This window comes from Parachlamydia sp., from assembly GCF_050255895.1.
In the GTDB taxonomy this organism is placed as follows: domain Bacteria; phylum Chlamydiota; class Chlamydiia; order Chlamydiales; family Parachlamydiaceae; genus Parachlamydia; species Parachlamydia acanthamoebae.
In genome coordinates, this window is sequence record NZ_JBFWIR010000035.1 from 17,226 (window position 1) to 32,628 (window position 15,403).

The following is a 15,403-nucleotide window of genomic DNA, read 5'->3' on the forward strand; positions in this document are numbered from 1 at the left end:
ATTTTTATGCCTTGTTATTCCACTTTTCATACATTTCTTGCAACTTCCGAGTTTCTTGCATCCAGTGAGCTTTTTCACTATCACGTCTTGGATCTCCCACGGGGTACCCATAAGGATCGTCGGGTTTAATTCCCAAATACTCTAAGGATTTCATCGCGATTTCCCTAAAAACAGGAGCTGTTGCGACACCTCCACGTGAATTTTTACCAATGCCAGGAATATAACAGCATTCGGGTTCTTCGATTGTGACAAGTAACACAAAAGCGGGATTATCTATAGGAGTAAAGCCAACAAATGTAGCAACGTTTTGAGTTTTTGAATATACTCCATTGACAACTTTTTCGGCTGTGCTTGTCTTGCCAACTTCGGTGTAGCCCCAAATATCCCCTTTTTGACCTGATCCACCGGGCTTTGTCACGTATTTCATCGCTTTTACCACTTCATCTACAATCGGTTTTGAAAGCATTTTAGGGAATTTTTGTGTTCTTGAAGGAGTTGTATGGTCAAGAACGAGTGTTTCTGTCCCATCAGGATTTTTTTTGACAATTTTCCTGATCAATGTGGGTTCTACTAGGTAACCCCCGTTTGCAAGCATAGCATAAGCTCGTGCAATCTGAATACTATTTAGCTGAATATTATGTCCTATGGCTAAAGAAAAGGGGGTTGGTGTAGACCATTCTAAAGCGCCATTTGGATGCTTTTTACCAATTCGAGGAAGTAGTCCCGGACTTTCTGAAGGAAGTTCAAGATTTGTTTTTTGTCCAAACTTGAAAGTTTCTGACAAAACATTTCGGTACCACTCATTTCCTAGACGATTGATCACACGTTCGACAATTCTCGCCATGTAAATGTTTGTCGATTTTTGCAAGGCCATATACATGTTGAGATAATTGTGAAAGCTTAAATCTTTTAAATCTTTAGATCTTCCTGGAAAGCGTCCATTTGCTGTGGGAATCATTTCTTCTGGATCAAAGATGGGGGCTAAACGCATATCACGCATCCGATCATTTGCCATTAAAGCTGTGGCAAGCGTAAAAGGTTTCATGACAGATCCAGGTTCATTTGCATCTGTGAGAGCTTTTATTTTCGTGTGTTCAGTTAAATTAGGATCGTTGAAGTATTTTTGGTAGTCAGGAGGATAAAAAAAAGGGTATTGAGCTAAAGCTAAAATTTCTCCTGTACGAGGTTCCATAATAACAGCCCAGCCAGCTTTGCCTTTACATTTTTTTACCCCTTTAGAAAGCTCTTCTTCTGCTATGGCTTGAAGACAATGGTTGATTGTCAAGTAAACATCCGCTCCATTCTCTGGTGGAGTGATCACTTCCCCTGTTTCAAAAGAATGTCGAGGAGAACGCATGAGAAGTCTTTTTCCTTGTTTCCCTTGCAAAAAAGCATTGAATTTAAGTTCAAGTCCGCCAGTCGGTAACGCCTGTTTGGTCGCATCATCTTTTTGATTTTGGATTGTATGTAAAACTTGCCCTAGTAGCTTTCCAAAAGGATAAGATCTTTGGTAATCGGAGATAAAAAAAAGAGCATTGCGCGCAATTTTATGTTGCTTTGCATAACTCAGCCACCATTTCGAGAGCAAATCCTGATCTTCAGCGTTTAACCACATCGCCAATTTGCGATTACGGCTTTTTATGTCGAATTGACTTCGTAAAGCATTTCTTTCTGAAGAAGGCAGAGTTAAATTTTCCAGTAAATAGTGTGCAATGGGATCCCGATGTGCTTCAGGAATCGATAAAGGATCGATATGGAGATGAAATTTTTGAATGTCGACAACAAATTTTTGAGCAGGTTCAGCATGCCCGCGGGCTATCGAAGTGTTCGAAATAAAACTTCCTCTAAGAAAAGGCTCATCGATCGTAAAAAAGTGTTGCTTTTTAGCTTCTTGTGTCCACTTTTCACCTTGAATGATTTGAATGTTGTAGAATTGGACAATCAATAAGGCGAAGAGGCTAAAAATAAAGAGCGCTAAAATGATTAAACGTTTGCGATCTGTTAAAGAAATTTTTTGGGTTGTCTGATTTTTCATTTTTAAATCAAATTTTGGCTGAAATAAATTCCTGAGAGGTTGTTGTTGATTGCATTCTAATCGAACTGCATATTTATGGCATACCTTGAACTCATCTATTTACGTTATTTACTTCTTGAAATTTACTGATGATTATTTTTTACCTGTTTTTATTGTAAAGAGATGTTTTAATTTTTAAATTTTAATTTAAAAAAGCTTTTCTTTATTGAATCTTTACACAAAATTTGTAATTTGCGCGCCTTATTGAAATGAGGGTTTTATGGTATTTTCTGTTCATAGTTTTTCGGCAAATCAATCGTCTTTTATCCCAAGCTCTTTTTCCGCTGAGTTAAAAGAAAAATTGGAAGAAAATTTCGCTTCGATGGAGAAACCTATCACTCCGGAAAAAATAGAAAAATTATCATGGTTAACAGAAGCCACTAAGTACCCTCTTTCAACGACTTTCCAAATCTCTTTATTTGCACTTGAATCGGGGGATCCATTTATTAAAAACTCTTCTCTTGAAGGGCAGATAAAAACTGTGACATTAACCCGTTTCATTGATTGCTTGCAACGTGTGGGTTTCACTAAATATAATCTGGCGGACTTGAAGTTATATGAAGATTGTCTATTTTGGGCTTATCGCATACAGGGTCTCCTTACAGGAGAAAATTTTTCTGACAAGATTTCTGAGCTATCTGATGACCTTGTACAGCGTGTTTCGGGTATGGGGATTGGAGCGCGCCTACTTTTGCCAGGGGGATGGACAAATGGTGTAGAAAGTGGCCACACTCTTTTATATCTTATCCAAAAAAATAAAAACTCTTATTCTTTTTCCGTTTATAATACAGGGATGGGGCTCGGATATCATGAAGGAATTATTGAAAATCATATTCGAAAAGCAGATATAGAGCTAAAAGTAGAGAAAATCCATTCGAATCAAATCTGTCAGCGTGAATTCTTCCAAGCACTTATCGAATTGCAAAGTCTACCTGTCTTTGATCATTCATTAAAATTTTCAGATCGGTCTCTCTATGAAGGACCAATAGCCTATTTAAAAGGAAAACGTGTTTCATCTTCTATTTCGAATATGCCAGAGCTTATGCGCAAGCCACAGCATTCTGGTTCTTGTGCCATGGAAGTTTTATTTGGATCCTTGCGTTCCATGTTTATGGATCACGTGAAAACATATCCGGAAAAAATGGATGCGCTAAATGCTTATAGAAAAGTCAAGTTTGCTTATCGAAAACAATCCCTTGTGGATGCGTGTTTACATTTTTTTGATCCTACAACAACTTGGACACGCACCTCTCATAAGTTGATTTCTGAAGTGAGCAGCAAATTAGCGCGGGATACTTTAAAAATGCGAGCGGATAATCTGTTGACTGAGGAGGAATTTGAAGCTTACGCTTGTACGGCAATTGACATTAAACAGCGTCTCGCTGAAAAAAAACAGCGGCATCTCTCAACTAAAAAAACAAGCGCTTTACTTTCCTTTGAACTGAAGGAACATGCAATTTTGGTAAAAGCGGATTTGTCGCAGCCATTGGGAATTAAAAAATCTCTTGAACCAATCCTCAAAAATCATCTAAATGGACTTCTGCCCGTCATTCCATTTGAAAAATTTGGGACTATAGCTCCTGAAAATATTCTTGAATTCCTAAAAGATGGAAAAAAACAGATCGAGGCATTTGCGACAGTTACGACAAATTCCTATCAAGTTATTGAAAGTGTCTCAAGATTTCTATATGCCCTTCCTTTACCAGGCGATGCGATAGGCAGGAAATTTTGGGATGAAGTTCCGGATGTACAAATCACGACGTGCTTAGAATTGCTTTTTGATATTTCAGCAAAGTATTTTACTAAACCAGAACTTTTTTTGCCTCGCACAATTATTGGAAGTCACATCTCTCTAGCGATTGGAGAATACCTGGCTCGACGACAACACGAAAATCATTTGACAGGCTATCCATTAGATTCTGCAGGATTCATCGCTTTTGCGCAATCACCTCATTTTACGTTTGAAGACCCTTGTGATCAGCAAAAATTGCAAGACGTTTTGTCCACATTAGCTCCATCATATGTGGATGTGACAAAAAATGTCCCCGTTGGGGTATTGAATTCCATTAATAAAGAGTCTATTTTTTCTTTAATTCCTGGTCCTGACTGGACGATAAAAACAGACGAAGAAACTCCCGAAATAAAATACTATCGTGCTTTAATGTATACGCCTAGCATTTCTCGGGAGCTTGATCGAAGAGGAATAGGTTCGTATGAAAAACGTCTCACCGCATTTTTTCAGGAGAAAGTAAGTGACCAAAACTTAATCCCTTCAAGTGTTCTTTATCTTAGACAGCTTTCTTACTTTGCAACGGGTTTACTGCAGAATCAAGTAAGAATGACAGGAGAATGTGTTTTTAAAAATGATTTTTTTTTTGGAAAGAATGTCATTGTTTTGGGCCTAAAAAATCTCTCTAATCAGTCTTCTGTTTCTTTTCGTTCCCCGTTAAATTTTGAGACACAAAGCAAAGACTATATTTTAAAATTTTTTTCACAAAATAAAAAAATAAAAAAAAGCTTTACTCATCATTTTATGGGCCTAGAGCAAAACCAGTTTATGCGAGACATTCAGAATGAGGAAGTGCGTGATCGGTATATTTCCAGCGCTGTTTTGCAGGATGAAGTGGTTAGAGCTTTGGCTTATTACCAAGAAAGACCCGAGGCACTTCTAGAAGATGTTAATGAACAAGAAATATTAAAGCGCCATATTTTAAAGCCTAGAACATTATTAATGCAGCTTTATAATGAGCCTACAGTTGCTCTAAAGTTGTTATCCTTTATTAATAACCGTCTAGTTTTCTTTCAAAATAACGGCAAAAAAAATCCAGCTTTGTTTTTTTGCAGACTCGGAAATATTTGTAATCGTTATATTCAACATGTTCAAAATAAACATCCAGAAAGATTTCTGGGTATGGAAAAAGAATTAGAGGAAGTATGGCTTGATTATCACAAAAGAGTGACTGAAACCATTCTTCCAAAATGTCAGACTCCTGAAGAAGTGGAAGCAGTCTGCCAAACTTTAAAAAGCATGCACATTGGAAGAGATGTGCAGTCATTGAACAATGAAGAACTCTTAGAGATCGCTCAAGATTATTTTAGAGCGGAAATTTACACGATTTCTGCAGACACAGATTCATCAAGTGTTAGCAAAACCGATCAGTTTTATACGACAGTATTACCTAAAATTCAACATCTGTTAGATGAAGATATCACTTTTCGTCATGCACTTCTTAATGCTGTTCTAAGTCAGATTAAAGGGGAGAAAATTCAGCTAATATGGGAAGGACATTTCCCCCATTTTAAATCCGATCCGTTTTGGATTGATTTGGCCTCCAAAAAAATTTACGAATCAGGAGTCCCTTTTTCCCCTCTATCAAGGGATATGATAGAGCACCCCTTATTTACCAAAATTTTTCCTCAGATTCCTAAAGTTAAAAGTTCTTTTCCAGGAGGATGTGTTGTTATTGATAAAAATGGAGAATCAAAAATTGGATTAGATCAAAATGGAAACTTATTTGTCGAACGAATGATTGACGGCATTGCATATGCGATGGTTAAAGAAGTCCCTGTTCAATTTACACAAGCAATTTCTTATGATCTTTTCCAACATGATCCCATCATTTGGCAACATAATGGCTTGAGAAATGCGCATTATTTGATTCAATCTCTAAAATCTTCAAAGAATGCTCAAAAAGACTTTAGAATCTATTATCAATCATCAATATTCTCTGATTATAGCTTACTGGTTTCGGATGAAATGCATCCGCCCTTTAAATATATTCTTGTTGATCCATGGCATGAGAAAGGGCTTAGTCTATTAGAAGCATTCGAAAACAGAAAACACATCGCCTGCTGGGCTGAAACACAAGATACTTCTTATGTAAAAAAGATTGAAATGCCGCGCATGGGTTTGCATTTCAATGTGGTTAAAGGTTCCAATGGAAATCGAAAAGCTTTTTGTCGTGAAGTTCCCGGGTATTATTTAGCAGAAGATCAAAAAGGTGAATTTGGTACAAAATGGCCCAAATATTTGGTATTAGAAAATGTTTTTGGACAAAAAAAAGTTTTAATGCCGAAAAATCCACTCGTCGCAAATGAAAAAGACGACTTACCTTTTGACGTAGAGCTTCTTTCACAGGGAGAAAATACAGCTCAAGTTATTATCTATGATGATGAAGTCATAGAAGGAGAGCGACGATTAAAACCCTCTTCTGTAGAAGATTCTCTGTATCTGGTCTACCTATATTTCTCGCAAAAAGATTATAAAAAAGCGTTTTATTATTTAAAAAAATCATATTCATTAGGTCCTTTTTCAAAATCTGAGCGGGCAATCATTTTGAATATGATTAATAAATTTTTTGGTGAAGGTCATCCTTCTGCGGTTGTTCTCGGATTAAAAGCTGTTTTGTTGTTCAAAGAAAATCAACTAAAATATGTTTCTCTAAAGTCTCAAGCTTTAGAAGAAGATTTTGATGAAGCAACTTGGAAAAAGATTACGTCTAAATATGTTGAGTATATTCAAAATTTAAATAATGCAACACGAGGCAGGTTGTCATCTGAAGAAGAGAAGTCTCTTTTGCGTTTTTTTATTTCAAAAGAGTTTCATGGTGATCCACAGATCGGATCGCGTATAAACATTTTGATGAATCGAAAGACTTTTCCTCATAAATTATCTTCCAAACCATATAAAAAGTCTTTCGAAAAAGCAACGATTGTTAATTGTGTAGATGCCGGTAGATTTTTTGATCTTTTTTTATCAAGTAGCACTAGCACAACGTCAACAAATTTGATGGATTTAAAAGCAAAAAACCTCCGCTCTGCTTATCGCCTATATTACAACTGGGCGCGTCATGGTTCAAAACAAGAAAAAAAACATTTAGAACGTATTTTAGCTCTTCTTAAAGGTTCCAGATTTTATGTGGAAGGAAATCCATTTGAGATTGGAACGATTTTGATTTTAAAAGAGGTTTTAAAACGCCCGCGTAACTTTCCATCTGTTGAAGAAATTAATCAGGTTAATCGTATTTCTAATGTAGACGAAAAAGTGAGTGCAAAAATAAAGCTTTTTCAAACGCGTATTTTAAAAAATATCAAAAAAAAATCTTCGATCGCTGGTTTTTTCAAAAATATTTATCGAGACTTGTTTAGCCTTAAGCAAAATAGGAATCTTGAGGATGTAGAAGATTTATTGGTGCAGATGCCGACCGAATCTGAAAAAAAAGCTTCTTCATCTGTCGTTTTGAATACGCATTTAAAGGCTTTGGATAAAGAAGACGATCACTTTTTTGATCACATTTTGAAAACATATATGGTTGTTAAAGATATCAAAGTTTCCCCTCCTGTTGAATTTTCAGAGATTGATAATGAGGATCCTTTATCGCAAGCTTATCTGAATAGATTAAAAAAAGGAATGGAGCAATTTTATGAAATAAGCCCCAAGACATCTCGACGTTATCATTTTCATTCGACTGCAAACATAATGATGTTGGAAGATGAGTTGCAAGCAGGGCTTGAAAAATCCATGGATAATTTACAAATTCTTGAACAAGAGATTCTTTCGCTCATTAACGTTCCTATGGAGTTTCAAGGTTCTCTTAAGCAAGCTGGCAAACTTACTCCCGCCTTAAATTTATCGCAAGCAGTCGAACTTTTTGAGCAAGGCAACCAAGAGGCATATAAGGAAAAAACACACTTGAGAGATGATCAGGTTGCCGAATTCGAAAAACTGATGACTCAATATCTTGTGGTTTCAACACGCCGAGAACAAGCTCTTCGTATATTAAAAGATGTTATAGTCTTACAAAAAATACCCGATGATGGAGATGAAAGGAATACGCTAATTCAAAAGATAGGAAATGAAATAGCGAGTAGAAGGCATTATTCCGAGGTCACTCAAGGGCATTTAGCGCGAACTTTTCTTCTTTTTGAGCATCGCAATAAGATACTTTTACGAAAAAAACAGATCGATTTTTTAGAGAAAATTTTTAAGCATCCATATCCTATGCAATTGATTACACAATTGGGGACAGGATCGGGAAAATCTAAAGTATTAGCCCCCTTCTTGGAATGGCTTGTGCACCAGCATTCTCGATTAGTATTCAATTTGTGGCCGAGCGCTTTATATCAAGTTAATAAAAATGACATGAAATCGCAGGTAAGGGAAACGTTTAACCAAATATCCGATGCTTATGAATTTGAGAGAGCGGCTTCCACAGATCTATACCATCTCATTTTTGCAAGAAGAGAGCTGAAAAAAGCACGTCAAGAAAAGAGGCAATTAAATGCGACACCAGAAAGCTTACAATGTACCGAATTAAAATTTCTTGAAACCCTTTATATAGCCTCTCTTCACAATCCTAAAATATTTAGTGGGAAAATTTTCGCTCTGCAAAATATATTAAAAGAATTTTTGAGTTCTGAAGCCCACTGCGATGAAGAGCATGTGACCCTTTCTGCTAAAAAAGAAGTTAATTTTACGATAGGGAATCCTTTCACAGAACCGCTCGAAAATATTCTATTTTTAGAGGAAATCTTTCGTTTTATTGCAAGCGATCCTGAGATTATTCAAAAGATGAATGTAAAAGAGAATTTGCAGCATCTCGTTTCGGAAGAGGTGATTAAGCAAGAAGTTACTCCTCGCATTGCTCAACACATGGGAGAATATCTAAAACTAGAATCCCATTTACACGCAGAGTTTTGTGAGTACGTTTTAGGTCAATCAACAGCAATCCCGAAATGGATTCTCACTCACCCGAGAAAGCAAGAAATTGGTTTGTTAAAAGGGGAATTAACGGCCTTGCTTCCCAGTATGCTTTCGAATAAAATTGTCAATGTGCATTACGGTCTTTCTCATCTAGTAAATGGTCCAGAATATGCTAAACCCTATGAGGCAAGTGACTCTCCCATTGAAACGGCAGACTATGACAATATTCATGAAACCTTAAATAAAACCTATCTCACGTATTTGAACAAACGGTTATCCACTGAAAGCTTATGGAAATTGGTTAATCATTTACAATCTTCTGCTTTGGCAGAATCCAAAATACGATTAATGGATGTCAAAAAAACAGCTGCGTGTTTATTTTTTGAAAAGTGTTTTCCACAAGGGATGAAAGAGTTATTTCTGCTAGAAAAAAGCGATATTAAAGAATGGGCAAATGCAATCAATCAGAATGATGATGTGATTTTCCATTATGTAAAAGTATTCGTAGCTCCTTCCATCAAGAAATATGCCTTAAAATTAAAAAGTGATTCTCAAAATCTTCGATCCCAGCTAGGGAGTTTACTCGCCATGTCTGCGACACCTGGGAATCCGAGCATGTATGGTCTATCCACAAAATATCAAGGGGACCTTGGAAGTGATGAGCGGGTATTAGATGTTCTTTCTAAAAAATGTGCAGATCCTAGCTGTATGCATATTTTAACAGGACAAACTTCAGCAGAAAATTTGGAGAGCTTATTTGAAAAAATTCTCCCTGGAAAAACTGACTTCCGGATGCTTATCGATATTGGAGCTTTGTTTAAAGATATTGGAGGAGAAACAGGCTCAGGAAGTTTGGTGATTGCTAAAAGATTACTCGCTCATTTAAACAAAAATAATTCAGAAATTCGAGGTGTCGTTTTTTTTCATGAAGATCAATTAAAGGTTTTAGAAGTTGGGAGGAATAAGCTAATCCCATTAGAGCAAAGTCAGCTGACACCCCATCAACGTTTTACTTTTTGTGATCAAAAGCACATGTTTGGTGCTGATGTCAAACAATTTTCAAGGGCCAAGGGGATTGCGACGTTTTCAAAGCATACGACTAAAGATGATCTATTGCAAGGAGTCGGTCGTTTGCGTGAGCTTTTAGAAGAGCAAACTGTGGAATGGGCGACAACAGAAGATATTTATAATGTCATTGCTAAACCAGAAGAAATTTTCACTTATCAAAAACTACTTAGTTTAGCGATTAGGAATCAGGCTGAACAGGAGGCAGATGATCTCTACCGTTCCATAAAACAACAAATGCGCAATGACATTCGATCCATTTTAATGCGAAAACTGATTCATGCAAAATCAGAAAAGGATGCAATTGCTTTATTTAAAGATTTCTCTCCCATTCTGATTGAAAAGGTAGAATTGGATGCATTTAAAATTTATGGAGGACTTCTTGAAAGAAGGACAGATGCCGAAGATCTAATTATTTATCGTAATCAGCTTCTCACTCAGCTAAAACAGCTTAAGCTTTTAAAAAAATCTGAGAAAAAAGCGATTCAGCAACAGCTTTTAACCTACGATCTTGCGATCAAAGAAAGAGAATGCCAGCTTTCGGCACAGAAAAAGCAGCATTTTGTAGAAATTGGTGTGGAGGCGGAAATTCAACAAAATGTGGAAACGAATGTAGAGATTAATCGAGAAACTCACAACAATGATGATGAATACTTGCAATTGCATTCCGCTAATAAATGGCGCAGATCTTTGAATCTTTACACTGAAAATTGGATAAAGCCATCATCGACAATTCTTTTCCGTATTAAAAAAATTGTGGCAAGTGTCATTATGTTTCCCCCAGTATTTTTCAGTTTTATAAACAATATAGCAAAGAAAATTGAGAAAAAAATTCACATGAATGTGGATATTCCAATTTATCTAGCGACTCTGCCTATTTCGATTCCTCTGATCATTTTTACTGCTGGGGGTCTTTTGGTTTACGCAGGGCTAAGCTTAATTGGAAGAATTGCCTATTTAAATTCTAGTTGTTTATTATTTTCTGCTGATGCTGTGATTAAAAATGCATCGGATCGCAAAATATCCTCTGCACATGCATTCTTCAAAAATTCCCCATACGCAAAATTAATCATGACGAATAATTTTGTGACGTTAAAGCCCAAAGATCCTTTTAAGTTTCCGATGCAACCTTTAGGAAAAGAACAAAGATCCTTATTCGAAGTTTTAGTTGTAGAGGATGAACTTCCTAATGGCGCGAAACAATTCTCTGTTATTATGGGAGATCAATCAACAGATGGCGTTTTTTGGCGAAAAAAATTACTTGAAGATAGAGAAAAAACTTCGGTAGAAGATGCCCAAAAGCGCAAACGTAGAATTTGTTTATATGACTTGCATATGGGAATTGTTCAAAATGGAAAGATTCCCTTTGATGAAAAGGAATTAAAAAACAACCCACATTTTCTGGAATTAATTGTTAAAGCTAAACTTTACAATGCTGAATCGTCTTTTAATGATCAGGAAGAAGCTGCATTGATTCGGTTATTTTCAGACAACAAGATAAAGAAAAAAATAAGGGCTTTTTTTGAAAGAGCGTTAATTTGGCATCATGCTAAGCAGTCCAAATTTTATAACAGTTTTATGCATGCTTTGCTGAAGAAGTAAATTATGAGATTTGGCTTTTTTCGGGAGCACTTGTTTTAAAAGTATGGACAGTTTTGTTCAAGCTTTTCGCCGCTTGGTAGAGCTGCTCGATTTCTTGGTGCAATTGATGCGCTGAATTTGTAATTTGATGTGTCTCATCACTGAGGGCTGAAATCGAGAACTCAATTTGGGCAACTCCTTCTTCCTGTATTTTCATACCAGAATGAGCAGCTTCAAAACTTGTAATCTGTTTTTGAGTGTGGGCAATGAGGTCTTTCAGCTCGTTGTTAATTTTTGTTGTATGCAAATCTTGAAATTCTATCGATTTAGCAAAGCTTTCGACACTTAACACGGATTTTGAGACTGCTGGAAATAAGTCGGTCACCCGCTTTTCAATATCAAGAGTCACATAAGCTGTTTGATCTGCTAGTTCTCGAATTTTGCTGGCTACAACAGAAAATCCTGCTCCTTGCTTACCACTTTTATTCGAAATAAGAGTGGCATTCAGAGATAGTAGATTAGCCTGATCCACGATTTTAATAATGGTGCTGATCACTTCTTGAACATTCTCAATTTTTTCCTGTAATGAGGAGAGGGTATTGACAATATTCGAAGATCCTTCACGCATGTTCTGCATGATTGATTCCATTTCCTCTAAACTTTTTTGTCCGATGTCGGCTAAATTAAATGTGATTGTGGATGCTTGCTTGACTTCTTGAAGTGTAGAAGCAAATTCTCTCACATTATAAGCAATTTTTTTTGCTTGATTTTCTATTTGAAAGATTACAAGTTCTTGAGCTTGTATATTAGATTCAAGTTGTTTAGCTGTTTTTAAAATGGCTAAACTCGTTTGAAATAAGCTTTTGGTGATGGTTCCCACTTGCACCATAGTGTGAGAATAAAAATCAGCCATTTTGTTAAATTCATGCGACATGTGTGCGACTTCATCATGAGTGGTAATTTTTACACGAGCCCATAAATTGCCTTTTGCCAATTCCTGAGCAGCTTTTTCAAGTTCAGAAAGAGGAAGTCGTATCACACGGGTGATATAAAAAAGCAAAACTAATAATGTTCCTATGATCACAGAAACTGTAGCGATCAATTCCCGTTTTTTAAAAGTCTGCAATTGGATTTCAAGCAAATGCTTTAATTGTTTAGTACCTTCCATACTCAAATCATAGATGGCATTGAGAAACTCGTTTACTTCTCCGTAAAAGGCTTCTGGTTGTTGATCTTTAAGGGTGAGTTGTTCGTTCAACATGGAAACAAACTGATCAGCTTCAAATTTAAAAATTTCGATTCTAGAACCCATTTGAGATCTTTGAAGAGATTCATTTAAATAAGGGTTATCTTGTGCAGCACGATAAATACTAAAAATGGTTGCGTCGTTACTTTTTTGCAATCTTTCCAAAAGAACTCTTAAATCAGTTTGGGAAGAAAGTTTATTTATTTTGTTGAATATAATTTGAAATTGAAGGAGCTGCGTTTCTGGTAAATGGATCATAATGGCTTCAATAAAACGATGAGTGCCGACATCGAAATTTAGAATTAAATGTGTTGCCCTCCTATTTTCAGTAATCATTAGACGGACAATGTTGAGCAATTGATTTCCGAGAAGTTGTTTTTGCTTAACATCCATTTCTGGATTTTTAAAGGTTTGCCAGTTTTTTTGAAATTCAGAAAAAGTGTTTAAGAAGTTTTCATTTTCTGATTTTTCCTGAGTAAGCGGGAGTAATAATCGATTTAGATTTTTTAAATGTGCATCTATTTCTTGATCACGGACGGAGGATTTAAGATTTCTAAGTAATAAATTCTCTTCTTGCATAAGTTCATAGAAGATGGAAGAGAGTTCGCGATGGATTTCTGTGCCTTGAATTTGTAGTTGAATAATTTGTATAAATTGATTTTGCGAAAATTTAAGCATACAGGCTAACAAAATCGCTGATGCAGCTGCAAAAAATACGATAAAATTTATTTTGCTAGAGTAGCTAAATTTTGAAATGATCTGATTTAAATATTGGTAAAGAGATTGCATCATACCGGATTAGAGGGGGTGAAATTTTTTACTAAAGGTTCTAAACTGGCGGCAGATTCTTTTAATGTAGAAATCGTTTTGCTCAACTCCTGGATTGCAAATGAATTCTTTTTTGATGTTGCATTCATATCTATAATAGACTGCATAATTTGTTCTGCATCTTTAGCTTGCTCTTCCATGACTTTTGTGACGTTTAAAAATTGAGCCGTTTGACTTGATACTTGTTCCGTTATATGGGTTAGCTGTTGGCTCACGAGAGATAATCGATTTCCACTTTCATAAATTCCTTTTAGATAGATATCGACGTTTTGTACTGAAAGCACAACGTTTTGTGAAGCATCTGAAATAATATCTTGAATTTCATTTGTGGAAGTGAGCGATTTTGCGGCAAATAATTCGATGTTTTTCGTAATTTCTTTAAAAATTTTTATTTTAGGATTGGATTCAATTGCTGCATTCAAAGATAGCAAATGTGTTTGATCGGAGAGATGGATCATAAAACCAATCAAGTCCTTAACGCGTGTTACTTTCTCATCAACGTTTTGAAGCTGATTTACAATATCTACAGGAACTCGTGCAAGCTCGGACATTTCACTTTGTGCTTGCGAAAGAGAAGATCTGACATTACCAGCCAAATCAAACTGTGCTGATAATGCGGTAAACTCGGTCATCTTATTGACAATCGAACGGGCATTTCCAGCAATCTGCCTAGCAATCGTTTCAATTCTCTGTGTTCCTTCTTCTTGGTGAATCAAAGAAACGGCTTGTTGTTTAACTGTATGATCAATTTCAAATGAGGAGTCTTGGACGAGGTGACAAAGGGCGTTTAATTTATCAATAAATGTTTTCATTTTTTTAGAAATTAGAACTAAAGCTCGTCCGATTTGACCAAACTCGTCGTTGTTTTTAAAATCCGTGCGCACAGAAAAGTTACCTTTACTCAGTTCTTGTATAAGCGAAAGAAGCGACAGGATATGGCCAGTCAAGATTCTAAATAAGATGGCAAAAATAATGATGAAAGAAGAAAGCGTCACAAGAAGAATTGTTAAAAATTTTTGTAAGAAAAATTTCCATTTTTGCGTATTGAGTATCTCTTGAGATATTTCAATGAGCAATTGACGTGTTTGCTCGTTTGCGTTTAAAGCTTCAAGAATTAAATTTGATAAATTTAATGTTGTAAAAGCTGGAGAAGCCCGGGAGGTTTTTTCTTGTTCTAGAAACTGAATGGCTTCATGCAGAGCGTGGTTATAATTTTTCAGGCTATCTTTAAAAAGATTGTATTGAACAGGAGAAATCGTGGGTTCGAGTGTTTGCAAGGCCGCCAAAAAAAGGGCGTTCATGTTGACAATGTTCGATTTTATTAAACCGACATTGAGAAGAAGGCTTGCTTGATCTGCTATTTCTCTTTTGATAAAAATTTTTGAGAGGATGACTTGAGCCTCAGGAAAAACACTCAAAGAGAGAAAAGTCAATTCTTGTAAAATGAGCTGAGGGTTTAATAATAGTTCGTATGAGTATCCGAGTTTTTGTAATTCCCTTTGAAGCTGTTTGATCATGGCATCATGAGCTTCTATGATTTCATGTTCATTTTTGTGATGAGCTTTCAGGAATGTTGCCCATTTGGTAAGGATCATATTCACTGCTATTTTTTGCGGAAGAGCGGTAGAAAACCCTGTACGAAAAGGGGATTGTGCATATGGGGGCGGCATATCTAGGCTGAGTTGCTCAAGCCTTTTTAATTCTTGATAAATTTCGTCTTCTAGTCTTTCTAAGCTTTCCGTCTGTTTAATTTTTAGCTGTATTTGCGCAATTTCGATAATCTCGTGCCTTAGAATTTTATTTAATAAGGATCCCAGGACTTGCTGAAGTTGATTTCCTTCTATTTTGGTTTTATTGCGTTGCTAAAGAAAATTCTGTGTTTCAAGCAACCAATAGGTTGGAAATG

Annotated in this window: 4 protein-coding genes; 1 reads left to right on the top strand and 3 read right to left on the bottom strand. The window is 36.1% G+C overall.

Features of this window, described 5'->3' with window-relative positions:
• Window positions 1–4: 4 nt before the first annotated feature.
• A complete protein-coding gene (locus AB7E63_RS07595) occupies window positions 5–2,035 on the bottom strand; it encodes a peptidoglycan D,D-transpeptidase FtsI family protein (protein ID WP_013925287.1) in 2,031 nt (676 codons plus the stop codon).
• A gap of 259 nt (window positions 2,036–2,294) precedes the next feature.
• Here AB7E63_RS07595 and AB7E63_RS07600 point away from each other — a divergent pair, with 259 nt between their 5' ends.
• A complete protein-coding gene (locus AB7E63_RS07600; RefSeq protein ID WP_284452553.1) occupies window positions 2,295–11,444 on the top strand; it encodes a DUF3638 domain-containing protein in 9,150 nt (3,049 codons plus the stop codon).
• A 1-nt stretch (window position 11,445) separates the two neighbouring features.
• Here the strand turns inward: AB7E63_RS07600 and AB7E63_RS07605 are convergent, their stop codons facing one another.
• Window positions 11,446–13,347, bottom strand: coding sequence for a methyl-accepting chemotaxis protein (locus tag AB7E63_RS07605; RefSeq protein ID WP_284452552.1), 1,902 nt, complete (start codon window positions 13,345–13,347; stop codon window positions 11,446–11,448).
• A gap of 110 nt (window positions 13,348–13,457) precedes the next feature.
• Entirely contained in the window at window positions 13,458–15,167 is a 1,710-nt protein-coding gene (locus tag AB7E63_RS07610) for a methyl-accepting chemotaxis protein (protein ID WP_428419111.1), read from the bottom strand.
• Window positions 15,168–15,403: the final 236 nt, after the last annotated feature.